14 protein-coding genes are annotated in these 19,469 nt (G+C 54.1%); 12 read left to right on the forward strand and 2 right to left on the reverse strand.

Going from position 1 to position 19,469, the window contains the following annotated elements; all coding sequences use genetic code 11:
* Positions 1-12 precede the first annotated feature (12 nt).
* Positions 13-858, reverse strand: coding sequence for an arabinose operon transcriptional regulator AraC (gene araC, locus FDW92_RS00590; protein WP_003018834.1), 846 nt, complete (start codon positions 856-858; stop codon positions 13-15).
* A gap of 339 nt (positions 859-1,197) precedes the next feature.
* Here araC and araB point away from each other — a divergent pair, with 339 nt between their 5' ends.
* The 6 genes from araB to rluA all read left to right on the forward strand — a co-directional run bounded on the left by araB (position 1,198) and on the right by rluA (position 11,409).
* On the forward strand, positions 1,198-2,907 hold the full coding sequence (gene araB / locus FDW92_RS00595) for a ribulokinase (protein ID WP_042312371.1): 1,710 nt from the start codon (positions 1,198-1,200) through the stop codon (positions 2,905-2,907).
* A 10-nt stretch (positions 2,908-2,917) separates the two neighbouring features.
* Complete coding sequence (gene araA / locus FDW92_RS00600) at positions 2,918-4,420, forward strand: L-arabinose isomerase (protein WP_042312373.1); 1,503 nt, start codon at positions 2,918-2,920, stop codon at positions 4,418-4,420.
* Between the two features lie 96 nt (positions 4,421-4,516).
* Positions 4,517-5,212, forward strand: a complete 696-nt coding sequence (araD, locus tag FDW92_RS00605; RefSeq protein WP_042312376.1) for an L-ribulose-5-phosphate 4-epimerase — start codon at positions 4,517-4,519, stop codon at positions 5,210-5,212.
* Between the two features lie 91 nt (positions 5,213-5,303).
* On the forward strand, positions 5,304-7,655 hold the full coding sequence (gene polB / locus FDW92_RS00610) for a DNA polymerase II (protein WP_042312378.1): 2,352 nt from the start codon (positions 5,304-5,306) through the stop codon (positions 7,653-7,655).
* A 176-nt stretch (positions 7,656-7,831) separates the two neighbouring features.
* Positions 7,832-10,738 carry an RNA polymerase-associated protein RapA gene (gene rapA / locus FDW92_RS00615; protein WP_042312380.1) on the forward strand — a complete coding sequence of 969 codons (2,907 nt, stop codon included), beginning with the start codon at positions 7,832-7,834 and terminating at the stop codon, positions 10,736-10,738.
* 11 nt (positions 10,739-10,749) lie between these two features.
* A complete protein-coding gene (gene rluA, locus FDW92_RS00620; RefSeq protein WP_042312382.1) occupies positions 10,750-11,409 on the forward strand; it encodes a bifunctional tRNA pseudouridine(32) synthase/23S rRNA pseudouridine(746) synthase RluA in 660 nt (219 codons plus the stop codon).
* A gap of 173 nt (positions 11,410-11,582) precedes the next feature.
* On the opposite strand, the gene djlA is transcribed toward rluA, so the two are convergent.
* The gene (gene djlA, locus FDW92_RS00625) at positions 11,583-12,398 is read right to left on the reverse strand and encodes a co-chaperone DjlA (protein WP_003845702.1); all 816 of its coding nucleotides are present in this window, start codon (positions 12,396-12,398) and stop codon (positions 11,583-11,585) included.
* A gap of 255 nt (positions 12,399-12,653) precedes the next feature.
* Between djlA and lptD the strand changes: the two genes are divergently transcribed.
* From lptD to apaH, 6 genes are read left to right on the forward strand one after another with little or no spacing between them, the layout of a single operon-like run.
* Complete coding sequence (gene lptD / locus FDW92_RS00630; protein WP_042312385.1) at positions 12,654-15,011, forward strand: LPS assembly protein LptD; 2,358 nt, start codon at positions 12,654-12,656, stop codon at positions 15,009-15,011.
* Positions 15,012-15,064: 53 nt separating this feature from the next.
* Positions 15,065-16,351, forward strand: coding sequence for a peptidylprolyl isomerase SurA (gene surA / locus FDW92_RS00635; protein ID WP_137400525.1), 1,287 nt, complete (start codon positions 15,065-15,067; stop codon positions 16,349-16,351).
* The gene (gene pdxA, locus FDW92_RS00640; protein ID WP_042312390.1) at positions 16,351-17,343 is read left to right on the forward strand and encodes a 4-hydroxythreonine-4-phosphate dehydrogenase PdxA; all 993 of its coding nucleotides are present in this window, start codon (positions 16,351-16,353) and stop codon (positions 17,341-17,343) included. Before surA ends, pdxA begins: the two co-directional genes overlap by 1 nt.
* The gene (rsmA, locus tag FDW92_RS00645) at positions 17,336-18,157 is read left to right on the forward strand and encodes a 16S rRNA (adenine(1518)-N(6)/adenine(1519)-N(6))-dimethyltransferase RsmA (protein ID WP_005124503.1); all 822 of its coding nucleotides are present in this window, start codon (positions 17,336-17,338) and stop codon (positions 18,155-18,157) included. The genes pdxA and rsmA overlap by 8 nt, the downstream gene beginning before the upstream one ends.
* 2 nt (positions 18,158-18,159) lie before the next feature.
* Complete coding sequence (gene apaG, locus FDW92_RS00650; RefSeq protein WP_003018867.1) at positions 18,160-18,537, forward strand: Co2+/Mg2+ efflux protein ApaG; 378 nt, start codon at positions 18,160-18,162, stop codon at positions 18,535-18,537.
* A 10-nt stretch (positions 18,538-18,547) separates the two neighbouring features.
* Positions 18,548-19,396: a bis(5'-nucleosyl)-tetraphosphatase (symmetrical) ApaH gene (apaH, locus tag FDW92_RS00655; RefSeq protein WP_042312394.1), complete on the forward strand. Its 849-nt coding sequence runs from the start codon at positions 18,548-18,550 to the stop codon at positions 19,394-19,396.
* Positions 19,397-19,469: the final 73 nt, after the last annotated feature.

Consider the following 19,469-nt stretch of genomic DNA (forward strand, 5'->3'; position numbering starts at 1 on the left):
ATCATTCACTTTTTATTCACATCCAGCACGGAACTCGCTCGGACTGGCGCCGGTACATTTTTTGAAAACGCGAGAGAAATAGAGCTGGTCATCAAAGCCGACGTTGCGACCCACCGTGGCGATAGGCATACGTGTGGTACTCAGCAGTAGCTTCGCCTGACTGATACGCTGATCCTCACGCCAGCTTAATACGCTGATGCCCAATTGCTGGCGGAACAGGTGTGACAAACGGGAAGGCGACAGGCAGACATGCTGTGCGACGCTGGCAATATCAAAATTGCTGTCCGCCAGATGATCGCTAATGTACTGGCAGGCATCGCGAACGCGGTTGTCCATTGGCGGATGCAGCGACTCATTAATGGCTTCCATACGTCGGAGTAACAATTGCTCCAGCAGATTAATCGCCAGCAGTTCGGAATAGCGCCCCTCCCCTTGCCCGGCATTAATGATCTGTCCAAACAGTTCATTAAAATGCGGTTGGTGCGCTTCATCAGGGCGAAAGAAACCGGTCTGGGCAAAAATGGCCGGCCAGGTCAGCCACTCCTGCCAGTAAGCGCGTGGCCGAAAGTAGACCCACTGGTGATACCACTCGCTGGCATCCGGGTGGCGTCCGTAGTGGTGAATTTCTCCGGGCGGAAACAGCAAAATATCGCCAGGTCGACAGACAAACTGCTTGCCCTGATTATTAATGACCCCTTCCCCACGGATAGTGAGATTAAGGATATAGCCCTTCATCCCCAGCGGCCTGTCGATAAAAAAGTCCAGGTATCCGTTCGCCTCAATGGGGGTTAATCCAGCCACCAAATGTGCGTTAAACGAATAGCCCGGCAGTAGGGGATCGTTTTGCGTTTCAGCCATAATTTCAATACTCCCTGGGTTCTGCTAAGAAACAATTTGTCCATATTACGCCAGACATCATCGCCGTCGCCCCTGCGGGTCACAGTGTTTGCAGTAATGGACCATCAACCCCGCTTGTGAAAAGCAATTTGTAAAAAACATGTACTACGCCAACGTCAAAATCGGCTAACGAAAGTGTCTATAACTACGGCAGAAATGTCCACATTGATTATTTGCACGGCGTCACACTTTGTGATACCACAGCATTTTAGTCCATAAGATTAGCGGATCCTGCCTGACGGTTTTTATCCCTTCTCACTACTGTTTATCCATACCCGTATTTTTGGATGGAGTAAGACGATGGCGATTGCAATTGGCCTCGATTTTGGTAGTGATTCGGTACGCGCTTTGGCGGTGGAATGTGCCACTGGTGAAGAAATCGCCACCAGCGTTGAGTGGTACCCACGTTGGCAGGAAGGGCAGTATTGCGACGGCCCAAACAACCAGTTTCGCCATCATCCGCGCGACTACATTGAGTCCATGGAAGCGGCGCTGAAAACCGTCCTGGCCGAGCTGAGCGCGGAACAACGCGCGGAAGTGGTCGGGATTGGCGTTGACAGTACCGGTTCAACCCCGGCGCCCATCGATGCCGACGGCAACGTACTGGCGCTGCGCCCGGAGTTCGCGGAAAACCCGAATGCGATGTTTGTTCTGTGGAAAGATCACACCGCGGTCGAAGAAGCCGAAGAAATTACTCGCCTGTGCCACACGCCGGGCAAGATCGATTACTCCCGCTATATTGGCGGTATTTATTCCAGCGAATGGTTCTGGGCAAAAATCCTGCACGTAACTCGCCAGGACCACGCGGTCGCCGAGGCAGCGGTCTCATGGATTGAGCTATGCGACTGGGTTCCGGCCCTGCTCTCCAACACCGTACGCCCGCAGGATATTCGTCGCGGTCGCTGCAGCGCCGGGCATAAATCCCTGTGGCATGAAAGCTGGGGGGGGCTGCCGCCAGCCAGTTTCTTTGACGAACTCGACCCCATCCTCAACCGCCATCTGCAATACCCAATGTTTAGCGACACCTTCACGGCGGACCTGCCGGTTGGCACCCTGTGTGCCGTGTGGGCGCAGCGCCTGGGGCTACCAGAAACCGTGGTGATTTCAGGCGGAGCTTTTGACTGCCATATGGGCGCGGTCGGCGCAGGCGCACAGCCCAATACGCTGGTGAAAGTCATCGGCACGTCTACCTGCGACATTCTGATTGCCGACAAACAAAACGTTGGCGAACGCGCGGTGAAAGGCATTTGCGGCCAGGTTGATGGCAGCGTGGTGCCGCATTTTATCGGTTTGGAAGCGGGGCAATCTGCTTTTGGCGATATCTATGCCTGGTTTAGCCGTGTGTTGAGCTGGCCGCTGGAACAGCTTGCCGCGCAGCACCCGGAACTGAAAACACAGATTAAAGCCAGCCAAAAACAGCTGCTGCCTGCGCTCACCGAAGCCTGGGCGAAAAATCCGTCGCTGGATCACCTGCCGGTGGTGCTCGACTGGTTCAATGGTCGTCGTACGCCGAATGCCAACCAGCGTCTGAAAGGCGTCATTACCGACCTGAATCTGGCAACCGATGCGCCAGCGCTGTTTGGTGGTCTGATTGCCGCCACGGCCTTTGGCGCGCGCGCCATCATGGAATGCTTCACCGAACAAGGCATTGCGGTTAACAACGTCATGGCGCTCGGCGGTATCGCGCGTAAAAACCCGGTCATCATGCAGGCCTGCTGCGACGTGCTAAACCGTCCGCTACAGATTGTCGCTTCAGACCAGTGCTGCGCGCTCGGTGCGGCTATCTTCGCCGCCGTTGCCGCGCAGGTCCATGCAGACATTCCAGCCGCCCAGCAACACATGGCGAGCGCAGTAGAAAAGACGATGCAACCTCGTCCAGAACAGGCTCAACGCTTTGAACAGCTTTACCGCCGCTACCAGCTGTGGGCGGTAAGCGCTGAACAACAGTACCTTCCGACTGCCGCACCGGCGCAGCAAGCCCCGGTAGACCTGGCAACCCTGACTCATTAAGGACACGACAATGACAATTTTTGATAACTATGAAGTGTGGTTTGTGATTGGTAGCCAGCATCTGTATGGCCCGGAAACACTGCGTCAGGTAACCCAACATGCCGAGCACGTTGTTAACGCACTGAATACGGAAGCTAACCTGCCCTGCAAACTGGTATTAAAACCGCTGGGTACTTCTCCTGACGAAATTACCGCTATCTGTCGTGATGCCAACTATGACGATCGCTGCGCAGGTCTGGTGGTCTGGCTGCACACCTTCTCTCCAGCCAAAATGTGGATTAACGGTCTGACTATTCTCAACAAACCGCTGATGCAGTTCCACACCCAGTTCAACGCCGCCCTGCCGTGGGACAGCATTGATATGGACTTTATGAACCTGAACCAGACCGCACACGGCGGTCGCGAGTTCGGCTTCATCGGTGCGCGTATGCGTCAGCAGCACGCCGTGGTCACCGGCCATTGGCAGGATAAGCAAGCGCACGAGCGTATTGGCTCCTGGATGCGCCAGGCGGTGTCCAAGCAGGATACCCGCCATCTGAAAGTCTGCCGTTTTGGCGACAACATGCGCGAAGTGGCGGTCACTGACGGCGATAAAGTTGCCGCACAGATCAAATTCGGTTTCTCGGTAAATACCTGGGCCGTGGGCGATCTGGTGCAGGTAGTGAACGCAATTAGTGACGGCGAAATCAACGCATTGATCGACGAGTACGAAAGCACCTACACCATGACGGCGGCCACGCAAGTCCATGGTGAAAAACGTCAGAACGTACTGGAAGCCGCCCGTATTGAACTGGGGATGAAACGCTTCCTGGAACAGGGCGGATTCCACGCCTTTACGACGACATTTGAAGATTTGCACGGCCTGAAACAACTCCCGGGTCTGGCCGTACAGCGTCTGATGCAGCAAGGCTACGGCTTTGCGGGCGAAGGCGACTGGAAAACCGCCGCTCTGCTTCGCATCATGAAGGTGATGTCAACCGGTCTGCAGGGCGGCACCTCATTTATGGAGGATTACACCTACCACTTCGAGAAAGGCAACGATCTGGTGCTCGGCTCGCACATGCTGGAAGTGTGCCCGTCAATCGCTGTGGAAGAGAAACCGATCCTCGACGTTCAGCACCTTGGTATTGGCGGTAAAGACGATCCTGCCCGTCTGATCTTCAACACTAAAACTGGCCCGGCAGTGGTTGCCAGCCTGATCGATCTCGGCGATCGCTATCGCCTGCTGGTTAACTGCATCGACACGGTGCAAACGCCGCATGACCTGCCGAAACTGCCGGTGGCTAACGCATTGTGGAAGGCCCAGCCGGATCTGCCAACCGCATCTGAGGCCTGGATCCTTGCCGGTGGCGCGCACCACACCGTCTTCAGCCATGCGCTGGATCTGAACGATATGCGCCAGTTCGCTGAAATGCATGATATCGAGATCGCAGTGATCGATAACGATACCCGTCTGCCGGCCTTTAAGGACGCGCTGCGCTGGAACGAAGTGTATTACGGGTTCAAACGTTAATTGGTGAAACGGATTGCCCGGTGGCATTTCATTTACCGGGCCTACAAATTACGTAGGCCGGATAAGCGAAGCGCCATCCGGCATTCAGGAGTTAACATGCTAGAAGATCTTAAACGTCAGGTACTGGAAGCGAATCTGGCGCTGCCAAAGCACAACCTGGTGACGCTGACCTGGGGAAACGTTAGCGCCGTCGATCGCGAACGCGGCGTGTTTGTGATTAAACCTTCCGGTGTCGATTACAGCGTCATGACCGCAGACGATATGGTTGTTGTCAGTATCGCCACTGGGGAAGTCGTTGAAGGCACGAAAAAGCCCTCCTCCGATACTCCAACACACCGTTTGTTATATCAGGCATTCCCGAGCATTGGCGGTATTGTTCATACCCACTCGCGCCACGCGACAATCTGGGCGCAGGCGGGTCAGTCGATTCCAGCGACAGGCACCACCCACGCGGACTATTTCTACGGCACGATTCCCTGTACACGGAAAATGACCGACAGCGAGATTAACGGTGAATACGAGTGGGAAACCGGAAATGTAATCGTTGAAACCTTCGAGAAACAAGGCATTGACGCAGCGCAGATGCCTGGCGTACTGGTGCACTCTCACGGTCCGTTCGCCTGGGGAAAAAATGCCGAAGATGCGGTGCATAACGCCATCGTGCTGGAAGAAGTCGCCTATATGGGGATTTTCTGCCGCCAGCTCGCGCCGCAACTGCCGGATATGCAACAAACCCTACTGGATAAGCACTACCTACGTAAACACGGTGCTAAAGCGTATTACGGACAGTAGTCTCTGCGGGTACAGGATAACTGTATAAAACCACAGCAAATCTATCAGAACCAGGCTATAATCATGCCTGGTTTTTTAATGGATACACAGCGTGGCGCAGGCAGGCTTTATTTTAACCCGGCACTGGCGGGACACCCCGCAGGGAACTGAGGTCTCATTCTGGCTGGCTACAGACGACGGGCCGCTGCTGGTTACGCTCGCGCCGCAGGAATCCGTCGCGTTTATACCAGGCAGTCAGGTTCCGCGCGTTACATCATTATTACGTACAGAGAACGGCTATCGCCTGACGCCGCTTCAACTACAAGATTTCCACCGCCAGCCCGTTTCGGGTCTGTATTGCCGCTCCCATCGCCAGCTCATGCGGCTGGAAAAACTCCTGCGCGAAAACGGCGTCACTGTCTACGAGGCGGATATCCGCCCGCCGGAGCGCTACCTGATGGAGCGCTTCATCACGTCCCCGGTCTGGGCCGAAGGCGACAAACAGCACGGCACGCTGATTAATACCCGTCTGAAGCCAAACCCGGGCTATCGTCCACCGCTAAAATGGGTATCGCTGGATATCGAAACCACGCGGCATGGTGAACTCTACTGCATTGGCCTTGAAGGTTGCGGGCAGCGTATTGTCTACATGCTCGGCCCGGCAAACGGCGATGCCTCGGCGCTGGATTTTGAACTTGAGTACGTGGCAAGCCGCCCGCAGTTGCTGGAAAAGCTCAACGACTGGATTGCCCGTCACGATCCCGATGTCATCATCGGCTGGAACGTGGTGCAATTCGATTTACGCGTCCTGCAAAAGCATGCCGAACGTTATCGCATCCCCCTGCGTTTTGGTCGTGATAATAGCGAACTGGAGTGGCGCGAGCATGGCTTCAAAAACGGCGTGTTCTTCGCGCAGGCCAAAGGTCGTCTGATCATTGACGGCATTGAAGCACTCAAATCCGCCTTCTGGAATTTCTCGTCATTCTCGCTGGAAACGGTGTCGCAAGAATTGCTAGGTGAAGGCAAGTCGATTGATAACCCGTGGGACCGAATGGACGAAATTGACCGTCGGTTTGCCCAGAATAAACCCGCGCTCGCCACCTACAATCTCAAAGACTGTGAGCTGGTCACGCGTATTTTTCATAAAACCGAGATCATGCCTTTTCTGCTGGAGCGCTCGACGGTCAACGGTCTACCGGTCGACCGTCACGGTGGTTCGGTTGCCGCCTTCGGCCACCTCTACCTTCCGCGCATGCACCGGGCGGGTTACGTGGCGCCAAATCTGGGGGAAGTTCCCGCGCACGCCAGCCCCGGCGGCTACGTGATGGACTCGCGCCCGGGATTGTACGACTCCGTGCTGGTACTGGATTACAAAAGCCTGTACCCCTCAATTATTCGTACATTTTTGATCGATCCGGTGGGGCTTATCGAAGGGATGGCGCAACCGGATCGGGAGCACAGCACCGAAGGTTTCCTTGACGCCTGGTTCTCACGCGAAAAACATTGCCTGCCGGAGATCGTTACTCAGATCTGGCACGGGCGTGAAGAAGCAAAACGCCACGGAAATAAACCGCTCTCGCAGGCGCTGAAAATTATCATGAACGCGTTTTACGGTGTGCTTGGCACGACCGCCTGTCGCTTTTTCGACCCAAGACTGGCCTCATCAATCACGATGCGCGGTCATGCGATCATGCGCCAGACCAAAGCGTTAATTGAGGCTCAGGGTTACGACGTCATCTATGGTGATACCGACTCGACCTTTGTCTGGCTTAAAAAGGCGCACTCAGAAGATGATGCCGCTCGGATTGGCCGGGAGCTGGTGAGCCATGTCAACTCGTGGTGGGCGCAATCGCTAAAGCAACAAAATCTGACCAGCGCGCTGGAGCTGGAGTTTGAAACCCACTTTTGTCGCTTTCTGATGCCGACTATTCGCGGTGCAGATACCGGTAGTAAAAAACGTTATGCCGGAATGATTCAGGAAGGGGCTGAACAACGCATGGTGTTTAAGGGGCTGGAAACGGTTCGCACCGACTGGACACCGCTGGCGCAACAATTCCAGCAGGAGCTGTACCTGCGAATTTTTCGTAACGAGCCGTATCAGGAGTTTGTCCGCGAGACCATCGACCGTCTGATGGCGGGTGAACTGGATGCGCAACTGGTGTACCGCAAACGTCTGCGCCGCCCGTTAAGTGAATACCAGCGTAATGTTCCGCCACATGTCCGCGCGGCACGACTGGCTGATGAACAGAATATAAATCGAGGTCGTGCGCCACAGTACCAAAACCGTGGCACCATTAAATATGTCTGGACAGTAAACGGCCCTGAACCTGTGGATTATCAGCAATCTGCTCTCGATTATGAGCACTATCTGACCCGTCAGATACAACCAGTTGCCGAGGGAATACTTCCCTTTATCGATGATAACTTTGCTACACTACTCACAGGGCAACTGGGGTTATTTTGACGCGTGACGAAACCGCCGCCATCCAGTACCATAGCGCCCTTTCCATTCCTGGACCCATTTAACACCACTACCACTGATTTATTAGCCTGGTAGCGGGGTCGTATGCTCTCAAAAACCGGGTTAGCCCGGAAAATGACGAGTATTGCCTGCAATTAAAGATATAGAGCCGAACATATATGCCTTTTACACTTGGTCAACGCTGGATCAGCGATACAGAAAGCGAACTGGGACTTGGTACTGTTGTCGCCATGGATGCGCGAACCGTCACTTTACTTTTCTCATCGACGGGCGAAAACCGTCTGTATGCGCGCAGTGATTCTCCCGTGACCCGCGTGATGTTCAATCCTGGCGATACGATAACGAGCCATGAAGGCTGGCAGCTGCATGTCGATGAAGTAAAAGAAGAAAACGGCCTGCTTGCCTATATCGGAACCCGCCTTGATACCGAAGAAACCGGTGTAACGCTGCGTGAAGTGCTCCTCGACAGTAAACTGGTATTCAGCAAACCACAGGATCGCCTGTTTGCTGGCCAAATTGATCGTATGGACCGCTTTGCGCTGCGCTATCGCGCGCGTAAATTTCAGAGCGAACAGTACCGTATGCCGTGGAGTGGTTTGCGCGGCCAGCGTACCAGCCTGATCCCCCACCAGCTCAACATTGCTCATGATGTTGGTCGTCGTCACGCCCCACGCGTTTTGCTGGCTGACGAAGTGGGTTTAGGTAAAACCATTGAGGCTGGGATGATCCTGCATCAGCAACTGCTTTCCGGCGCCGCTGAACGCGTACTGATCATCGTCCCGGAGACGCTACAGCACCAGTGGCTGGTCGAAATGCTGCGCCGTTTCAACCTGCGTTTTGCGCTGTTTGATGATGAGCGTTATGCAGAAGCGCAGCATGACGCCTACAACCCGTTTGAAACCGAACAATTAGTTATCTGTTCGCTGGACTTTGCCCGTCGCAGTAAACAGCGTCTGGAGCACTTGTGTGACGCCGAATGGGATTTGCTGATTGTCGATGAAGCCCATCACCTGGTGTGGAGCGAAGATGCGCCCAGCCGTGAATATATGGCCATTGAACAGCTGGCTGAACGCGTGCCAGGTATCCTGCTGCTGACCGCTACGCCAGAACAGCTGGGTATGGAAAGCCACTTTGCGCGTCTGCGTCTGCTGGATCCAAGCCGTTTCCACGATTTCGCCCAGTTTGTTGAAGAGCAAAAAAATTACCGTCCGGTCGCTGATGCCGTCGCCATGCTGCTGGCTGGCAACAAGCTGAGTAACGATGAGCTGAACATGTTAGGCGACATGATTGGCGAGCAGGACATTGAGCCGTTATTGCAGGCGGCAAACAGCGACAGCGAGGACGCCCAGAGCGCGCGCCAGGAGCTGGTTTCGATGCTGATGGACCGCCATGGCACCAGTCGCGTGCTGTTCCGCAACACCCGTAACGGTGTGAAAGGCTTCCCGAAACGCGAACTGCATACCATCAAATTACCGTTGCCAACCCAATACCAGACGGCGATTAAAGTCTCCGGCATTATGGGCGCGCGTAAGAGTGCGGAAGACCGGGCTCGCGACATGCTCTACCCGGAACAGATTTATCAGGAATTCGAAGGTGACACCGGCACCTGGTGGAACTTTGACCCGCGCGTGGAATGGCTGATGGGCTACCTGACCAGCCACCGCTCACAAAAAGTGCTGGTTATCTGCGCGAAAGCGACCACCGCACTGCAACTGGAGCAGGTCTTGCGCGAGCGTGAAGGGATCCGCGCCGCCGTGTTCCATGAAGGAATGTCGATCATTGAACGTGACCGCGCGGCAGCCTGGTTTAGCGAAGAAGATAGCGGCGCCCAGGTGATGCTGTGTTCTGAAATCGGCTCCGAGGGGCGTAACTTCCAGTTCGCCAGCAACCTGGTGATGTTCGACCTGCCGTTCAACCCGGACCTGCTGGAACAGCGTATTGGTCGTCTGGACCGTATCGGTCAGGCGCATGATATTCAGATCCACGTGCCGTTCCTGGAAAAAACAGCGCAATCCGTGCTGGTGCGCTGGTACCACGAAGGTCTGGATGCGTTCGAACATACTTGCCCAACCGGACGTACTATCTATGACACGGTATACAACAATCTGATCGGCTTCCTGGCTGAGCCGGAAAATACCGATGGCTTTGATGACCTGATCAAAACCTGCCGTGAGCAGCATGACGCGCTGAAAGCCCAGCTGGAGCAAGGCCGCGATCGCCTGCTGGAAATTCACTCCAATGGCGGCGAAAAAGCTCAACAGCTTACCGAAAGTATTGAAGAGCAGGATGACGACACCAGTCTGATCGCCTTTGCCATGAACCTGTTTGATATCGTCGGTATTAATCAAGATGACCGTGGCGACAATTTGATCGTGCTGACGCCGTCCGACCACATGCTGGTACCGGATTTCCCTGGCCTGCCGGAAGATGGCTGCACCATTACATTTGAACGTGATGTCGCCCTGTCGCGTGAAGACGCTCAGTTTATTACCTGGGAGCATCCGCTGATCCGCAATGGTTTGGATCTGATCCTTTCCGGCGATACCGGAAGCAGCACTATTTCTTTATTGAAAAACAAGGCATTACCAGTCGGCACTCTGCTGGTTGAACTGGTCTACGTTGTAGAGGCGCAAGCGCCGAAACAGCTGCAGTTGAACCGCTTCCTGCCACCAACGCCGGTACGCATGCTGCTGGATAAAAACGGTAATAACCTTGCCGCGCAGGTTGAATTCGAAACCTTTAACCGTCAGCTCAGCGCCGTTAACCGCCACACCGGCAGCAAACTGGTCAACGCCGTGCAGCAGGATGTTCATGCTATCCTGCAACTGGGTGAAGCGCAGGTGGAAAAATCCGCCCGCGCGCTGATCGACGCGGCGCGTAAGGAAGCGGACGAGAAGCTGACAGCAGAACTGTCGCGTCTGGAAGCCCTGCGTGCAGTTAACCCGAACATCCGTGATGACGAACTCAGCGCCATTGAAAGCAACCGCCAGCAGGTGTTGGAAAGCCTGGATCAGGCGGGCTGGCGTCTGGATGCCCTGCGTCTGATCGTTGTGACGCACCAGTAACGGAGCCATACATGGGGATGGAAAACTACAATCCGCCGCAGGAGCCCTGGCTGGTTATCCTGTATCAGGATGAGCACATTATGGTGGTCAATAAGCCGAGCGGCTTGTTGTCCGTGCCGGGCCGTCTGGATGAGCACAAAGACAGCGTGATGACGCGCATTCAGCGCGATTATCCGCAGGCTGAATCCGTGCATCGTCTGGATATGGCAACCAGCGGCGTGATTGTAGTCGCGCTAACCAAAGCGGCAGAGCGTGAACTAAAACGCCAGTTTCGCGAGCGCGAACCGAAAAAGCAGTATGTCGCACGCGTATGGGGACATCCCGCTCCGGCCGAGGGACTGGTTGATTTACCGCTGATTTGCGACTGGCCGAACCGGCCAAAGCAGAAAGTGTGTTATGAGACCGGGAAATCCGCGCAGACCGAGTATGAAGTGGTAGAGTTCGCGGCGGATAACACCGCCCGGGTGGTGCTCAAACCTATTACCGGACGCTCCCACCAGCTGCGAGTGCATATGCTGGCATTAGGGCATCCGATTCTGGGTGACCGCTTCTACGCCCCGCCACAGGCCCTGGCGTTAGCGCCGCGCCTGCTGCTGCACGCAGAGATGTTAACCATCACCCATCCCGAATACGGCAACAGCATGACGTTTAAAGTCCCGGCAGATTTTTAAAACGTTGCTGGGGACGCATTTCGTTTTTGCTTTGTGTCTCTATTTATAGACACAAATCATTCGAGATGCATCGAGGCGGCAAACGAAGAAATCCCCAGGAGCATAGATAACTATGTGACTGGGGTTTCACAGTGCAGCCAACAAAGAGGCAGCTTGAAGGATGCCGTGTATATTTACTTGAAGCCTTTCTGTTCTTTGATTAGCTCGTACGCCTTTTGAATTTCCTGCGCCTTCTGCTTAGCCATCTCCATCATCTCCGGCGGCAGCCCTTTCGCCACCAGTTTGTCCGGATGGTGTTCGCTCATCAGTTTACGATAAGCGCGTTTAATGGTGGTCGCATCGTCGGTTGTTTTAACACCGAGAACATTGCAGGCGTCTTCCAGCGTCGGGCCTCGTTGCGCTTGCTGCCAGCCGCCACCACCGGACTGCTGCTGATATCCGCCGCCGAACTGTGCCCCGCCCTGCATCATGCGCAGAAACTGATCAAACTGGGTGCGCGAAATCCCCAACTCTTCAGCGATCACATACAACACTTCGCGCTCGTTAGGATGCAATGACCCATCGGCAAATGCTGCCTGGATCTGGATCTCCAGAAACATGCGGATCAGATCGAATCGACCAAAACAGACGCTGCGAAACTGACGCATCTTTTCACGTAATGGGTAATTGTCTGATTTTCCCACCCGGAAGGCGTGTTGCGCGGCAGTACGGGAATCACCGTGCAAATTCATCCGATCCATCAACTGGCTGGCGATATGAATATCGGCTTCCGTGACGCGACCTTTGGATTTGGTCAGATGTCCCATCACCTCAAAAGTGGTGGCAAAAAAAAGCGCCTGGCGTTCACGTTGGTTGGCAAACCACGCCATTTTGCGCATGCGGGCTTTGTCGAACATGTGGCCGACTAACAGGCCCAGAACCACACCCCAGAAGCCGCCGCCCATCATTAAAGCCACGGCTACACCAATTATCTTTCCCCAATACTGCATAGACTCCCCAAATCTTTATGCTCTCAGCCAGACTATGTCCCACAATATAAGCTGCTTTTACCGTTTGACGGCTGCGGTCAATTGTGGGACATCGCCTATAATTTGCATTATCATACCTGTCATTCAATGCCGTGCCTAACACCACGGATGCCTAAATGGGCAGGATTAACACTAGCGCAGTGAAGATGAGATAAGTTAGGCTGTGACCGTTTGTCACGCGCGACGCTACCGATGATGGAACAATAAATACAACGTATGAAAAAACGTATTCCCACTCTTCTGGCCACCATGATTGCCAGCGCCCTTTATAGTCAACAGGGTCTGGCAGCCGATCTCGCCTCACAGTGTATGCTGGGCGTGCCGAGCTATAACCGTCCTCTGGTGAAGGGCGAAACCAATGAATTACCCGTCACCATCAATGCCGACAACGCGAAAGGGAATTACCCGGATGACGCAGTGTTTACCGGCAACGTGGATATTGCGCAGGGTAATAGCCGCCTGCAAGCCGACGAAGTTCAGCTTCATCAGAAGCAGGCAGAAGGCCAGCCGGAGCCAGTACGTACCGTCGATGCGTTGGGTAATGTCCATTACGATGACAATCAGGTTATTCTGAAGGGACCGAAGGGCTGGTCTAATCTGAATACCAAAGATACCAACATCTGGGAAGGTGATTACCAGATGGTGGGCCGTCAGGGACGCGGGAAAGCCGACTTGATGAAACAGCGTGGGGAAAACCGTTATACCATTCTGGAAAACGGTAGCTTTACCTCCTGTCTGCCCGGTTCCGATACCTGGAGCGTCGTCGGTAGCGAAGTCATCCACGATCGTGAAGAACAGGTCGCAGAGATCTGGAACGCCCGTTTTAAACTGGGTCCGGTTCCGGTCTTTTACAGTCCTTATTTACAGTTACCCGTCGGCGATAAGCGCCGTTCCGGTTTCCTGATCCCGAACGCAAAATACTCGACTAATAACTATTTTGAGTTCTATCTTCCGTACTACTGGAACATTGCGCCCAATATGGACGCCACCATCACGCCGCATTATATGCACCGTCGTGGCGGCATCATGTGGGAGAACGAATTCCGCTACCTCACCCAGGCGGGTGCAGGCCTGATGGAGTTCGACTATCTGAACTCCGATAAAGTATACGAAGATGATCACCCGAAGGATGACAATTCACGCCGCTGGCTGTTTTACTGGCGGCACGCTGGCGTAATGGACCAGGTGTGGCGTTTCAACGTCGACTACACCAAGGTCAGCGACACCAGCTACTTCAATGATTTCGATAATAAATACGGCTCCAGTACCGACGGCTATGCCACGCAAAAATTCAGCGTTGGCTATGCGGTACAGAACTTTGACGCCACGGTCTCGACCAAGCAGTTCCAGGTCTTCGATGCCGCAAACAGTAACAGCTACTCTGCGCAGCCGCAGTTAGACGTCAACTATTACCAGAATGACGTCGGTCCGTTTGATACCCGTATTTATGGCCAGGCGGTCCATTTCGTGAACACCAATGACAACATGCCGGAAGCCACGCGTGTTCACCTGGAACCGACCATTAATCTGCCGTTGTCAAATAACTGGGGCAGTGTCAATACGGAAGCGAAACTGCTGGCAACGCACTATCAGCAGACCAACCTGGATTGGTACAACAGTAACCCGAAAAATACCAAGCTGGATGATTCCGCCAACCGCGTCATGCCGCAGTTTAAAGTCGACGGCAAGATGGTCTTCGAGCGCGATATGAACATGCTGGCGCCGGGATATACCCAGACGCTGGAGCCGCGCGCGCAGTACCTGTACGTCCCATACCGCGACCAAAGTCATATCTATAACTATGACTCATCCCTGCTGCAATCTGACTACAGTGGCCTGTTCCGTGACCGCTCTTATGGCGGCCTGGACCGTATTGCTTCCGCCAATCAGGTAACGACCGGGGTCACATCTCGCGTTTATGATGACGCGGCCGTTGAACGTTTTAATATTTCTGTGGGTCAAATCTACTATTTCACCGAGTCTCGCACTGGCGATGACCATACAGAATGGGAGAATGACGACAAAACGGGCTCACTGGTATGGGCTGGCGATACCTACTGGCGCATCTCCGATCGCTGGGGTTTACGCAGTGGGATCCAGTACGACACGCGCCTGGATAGCATCGCAACCAGCAATAGCAGTATCGAATACCGCCGTGACGAAAACCGTATGCTGCAATTGAACTACCGTTATGCCAGCCCAGAGTATATTAAGGCCGCGGTACCTTCACGCGATGTAACTAACGCCCAATATGAAAATGGGATTTCACAGGTGGGTGCGGTGGCGAGCTTCCCGATTGCCGACCGCTGGTCGATTGTCGGTGCTTACTACTTCGATACCAATGTGAACAAAGAAGCAGATTCAATGCTGGGCTTACAGTACAACTCCTGCTGTTACGCTATTCGCTTCGGCTACGAACGTAAGCTGAACGGTTGGGATAACAAAATGCAGCACGCGATTTATGACAACACGATCGGCTTTAATATCGAACTGCGTGGCCTGAGCTCTAACTACGGTCTCGGCACCAACCAAATGTTGCGTTCGAACATTTTGCCGTATCAAAGCGCTTTATGATCTGATTGATTTACAACGTAATCCGCATTGCGGTTAATTGAAATGGAAAAAGTATGAAGAACTGGAAAACGCTGCTTCTCGGTATCGCCATGATCGCGAATACCAGTTTCACTGCCCCACAGGTAGTCGATAAAGTCGCAGCCGTCGTCAATAACGGCGTCGTTCTCGAAAGCGACGTCGATGGCTTAATGCAGTCAGTAAAACTTAATGCGGGTCAGGCTGGTCAGCAGTTACCGGATGACGCCACGCTGCGTCATCAGATCCTGGAACGTTTGATCATGGATCAAATCCTCCTGCAAATGGGTCAGAAGATGGGGGTTAAAATCTCTGACGAGCAGTTGGATCAGGCTATCGCCAACATCGCCAAGCAGAACAACATGACGCTGGATCAGATGCGCAGCCGTCTGGCACAGGATGGCTTAAGCTATTCGACCTATCGTAGCCAGATCCGCAAAGAGATGACCATCTCCGAAGTGCGTAACAACGAAGTCCGCCGTCGCGTCACCATTCTGCCGCAGGAAGTGGATGCCCTGGCGCAGCAGGTTGGCAACCAAAACGATGCCAGCACCGAGCTGAACCTGAGCCACATTTTGATCCCATTACCGGAAAACCCAACTTCAGATCAGGTAAACGCGGCTGAAAGCCAGGCGCGTTCCGTTGTTGATGAAGCGCGTAACGGTAGCGATTTCGGCAAACTGGCTATCACTTACTCCGCAGACCAGCAGGCGCTGAAAGGCGGCCAGATGGGTTGGGGACGTATTCAGGAACTACCGGGCATCTTCGCTCAGGCGTTAAGCACCGCGAAGAAAGGCGATATCATCGGCCCTATTCGTTCAGGTGTAGGTTTCCACATCCTGAAAGTCAACGATATGCGTGGTCAAAGTCAGAGCATCTCCGTGACTGAAGTGCACGCCCGCCATATTCTGCTGAAGCCATCGCCGATCATGACCGATCAACAGGCGCGTCTGAAGCTGGAACAAATCGCGGCAGATATTAAGAGCGGTAAAACCACCTTCGCGGCAGCAGCGAAAGAGTTTTCTCAGGATCCCGGTTCTGCCAACCAGGGCGGCGATCTGGGCTGGGCTGCAGCGGATATTTTCGATCCCGCTTTCCGCGATGCGCTGACCAAACTTAACAAAGGCCAGATGAGCGCCCCGGTGCATTCCTCTTTCGGTTGGCATCTGATCGAACTGCTGGACACGCGTAATGTGGATAAAACTGACGCAGCGCAGAAAGACCGTGCCTACCGTATGCTGATGAACCGTAAATTCTCGGAAGAAGCAGCGACCTGGATGCAGGAACAGCGCGCCAGCGCATACGTTAAAATTCTGAGCAACTAATGACTCGTATTCAACGCGTTGTCATCACTCCCGGCGAACCCGCCGGGATTGGCCCAGACCTCGTGGTTCAGCTCGCACAGCGTGAGTGGCCCGTAGAACTCGTCGTCTGTGCGGATGCCGCTCTTCTCAGTGACCGGGCAGCGATGCTCGGTTTACCGCTTTCACTCCTCCCCTACTCTTCAGATACTCCAGCCAGACCGCAATCAGCAGGTACGTTGACGCTGTTACCGATTGCGCTACGAGCACCTGTAGTCGCAGGTCAATTGGCGGTAGAAAATGGGCAATATGTCGTGGATACGCTGGCTCGCGCCTGCGATGGTTGTCTGCAAGGTGAATTTGCGGCGCTGATTACCGGCCCTGTCCACAAGGGCGTAATCAATGACGCTGGGGTGCCGTTTACCGGGCATACCGAGTTTTTTGAAGAGCGTTCACAGGCGAAGAAAGTGGTGATGATGCTGGCGACGGAGGAACTGCGCGTAGCGCTGGCCACCACGCATTTGCCGCTCAGAGCCGTTGCCGACGCTATTACACCCGCACTGTTGCAGGAAGTGATCGGCATTCTGCATCATGATTTGCGCACCAAGTTTGGCATTGCCGATCCGCATATTCTGGTGTGTGGCCTTAACCCGCATGCTGGTGAAGGCGGACATATGGGGACGGAAGAGTTAGACACCATCATTCCGGTCCTCGATGCCCTGCGTACGCAGGGGATGAAATTAAACGGCCCACTGCCTGCAGATACGCTGTTTCAGCCCAAATATCTCGACCACGCGGATGCCGTATTGGCAATGTACCACGATCAGGGTCTCCCCGTGCTAAAATACCAGGGATTTGGTCGCGGTGTGAATATCACGCTGGGCCTGCCCTTTATTCGCACATCTGTCGATCACGGTACCGCACTTGAACTTGCGGGTCGTGGGCAAGCAGATGTCGGCAGTTTTATTACGGCGCTTAACCTCGCCATCAAAATGATTGTTAATACTAATGAATAATCGAGTCCATCAGGGCCACTTAGCCCGTAAACGTTTCGGGCAAAACTTCCTTAACGATCAGTTTGTGATCGAAAGTATTGTCTCTGCTATCAATCCGCAGAAGGGTCAGGCAATGGTCGAAATCGGCCCGGGCCTGGCAGCATTGACCGAGCCAGTAGGTGAACGACTGGATAAGCTCACGGTCATTGAACTGGACCGCGACCTTGCCGCGCGCCTGCAAACTCACCCGTTTTTAGGGCCAAAGCTGACGATTTATCAGCAAGATGCCATGACGATGAACTTCGGCGAACTCGCACAAACGATGGGCCAGCCGCTGCGCGTTTTCGGCAACCTGCCGTACAACATCTCCACGCCGCTGATGTTCCATCTTTTTACCTATACTGATGCCATTGCCGACATGCATTTCATGTTGCAAAAAGAGGTAGTCAATCGTCTGGTTGCAGGGCCAAACAGTAAAGCGTATGGTCGATTAAGCGTCATGGCGCAATATTATTGCAATGTGATCCCGGTACTCGAAGTACCGCCATCCGCATTCACGCCTGCGCCTAAAGTCGATTCCGCCGTTGTGCGTCTGGTTCCACATGCGACGATGCCGTACCCGGTTAAAGATGTCCGCGTGCTGAGCCGTATTACCACCGAAGCGTTTAACCAGCGCCGTAAAACGGTACGTAACAGCCTCGGTAACCTGTTTAGCGTTGAGGTCCTGACCGAGCTGGGTATTGATCCGGCGATGCGAGCGGAAAATATCTCTGTCGCGCAATACTGCCGGATGGCTAACTATCTGTCAGAAAACGCGCCATCGAAGGAGAGTTAAAGATGATCAATTCGCCCCGAGTGTGCATTCAGGTACAAAGCGTCTACATTGAGGCGCAATCCTCACCTGATGATGAACGTTACGTTTTTGCTTATACCGTGACTATCCGCAATTTGGGGCGAGCGCCTGTGCAGCTGTTGGGGCGTTACTGGTTGATCACTAATGGTCATGGCCGCGAAACCGAAGTTCAGGGCGAAGGTGTGGTTGGCGTTCAGCCCCATATCGAACCTGGCGAAGAGTATCAGTACACCAGCGGAGCGGTAATTGAAACACCGCTGGGCACCATGCAGGGTCATTACGAAATGATCGATGAACAAGGCATTGCCTTTACCATCGACATTCCCGTGTTTCGGCTCGCCGTTCCAACACTCATTCACTAAAACAATAACTATGGCGACATACCTTATTGGCGACGTTCACGGTTGTTACGATGAACTGATCGCCTTGCTGCACCAGGTAGACTTTAACCCCGAACAAGACACCCTCTGGCTCACCGGCGATCTGGTCGCGCGTGGGCCAGGCTCTCTGGACGTTTTACGCTACGTGAAATCGCTGGGTGATAGCGTGCGGTTAGTCCTTGGCAATCACGATCTGCACCTGCTGGCCGTGTTTGCTGGTATCAGCCGTAACAAACCGAAAGACCGGCTCACACCGCTGCTCGAAGCAGCGGATGCGGATGAGTTACTTAATTGGTTACGCCGCCAGCCACTCTTGCAGATTGATGAAGAGAAGAAGCTGGTGATGGCGCATGCCGGCATTACCCCACAATGGGATCTGCAGACAGCGAGGAATTGTGCCCGCGATGTTGAAGCCGTATTGTCGAGCGACTCGTATCCCTTCTTCCTCGATGCCATGTATGGCGACATGCCAAACAACTGGACACCAGAACTCACGGGACTGGCGCGCCTGCGTTTTATTACCAACGCATTTACCCGTATGCGCTACTGCTTCCCCAACGGTCAGTTGGATATGTACAGCAAAGAGTCGCCAGAAGATGCGCCAGCCCCGCTGAAGCCCTGGTTTGCCATTCCTGGGCCTGTCAGTGAAGCCTATAGCATTGCTTTCGGGCACTGGGCATCGCTGGAGGGGAAAGGCACGCCTGAAGGTATCTACGCGCTGGATACGGGATGTTGCTGGGGGGGAGACCTCACCTGTCTGCGCTGGGAAGACAAACAGTACTTTGTGCAGCCATCAAATCGCCATCTGAATCTGGATCCCGGCGAAGCGGTCAACGCCTGATAGTCGTTTGCCGGATGCGGTGCTCGCACCTTATCCGGCCTACATTAGCTGGATGATAAGGCATTTCGCCGCC

This window comes from Citrobacter sp. wls706 (genome assembly GCF_005281305.1).
GTDB lineage: Bacteria > Pseudomonadota > Gammaproteobacteria > Enterobacterales > Enterobacteriaceae > Citrobacter > Citrobacter werkmanii.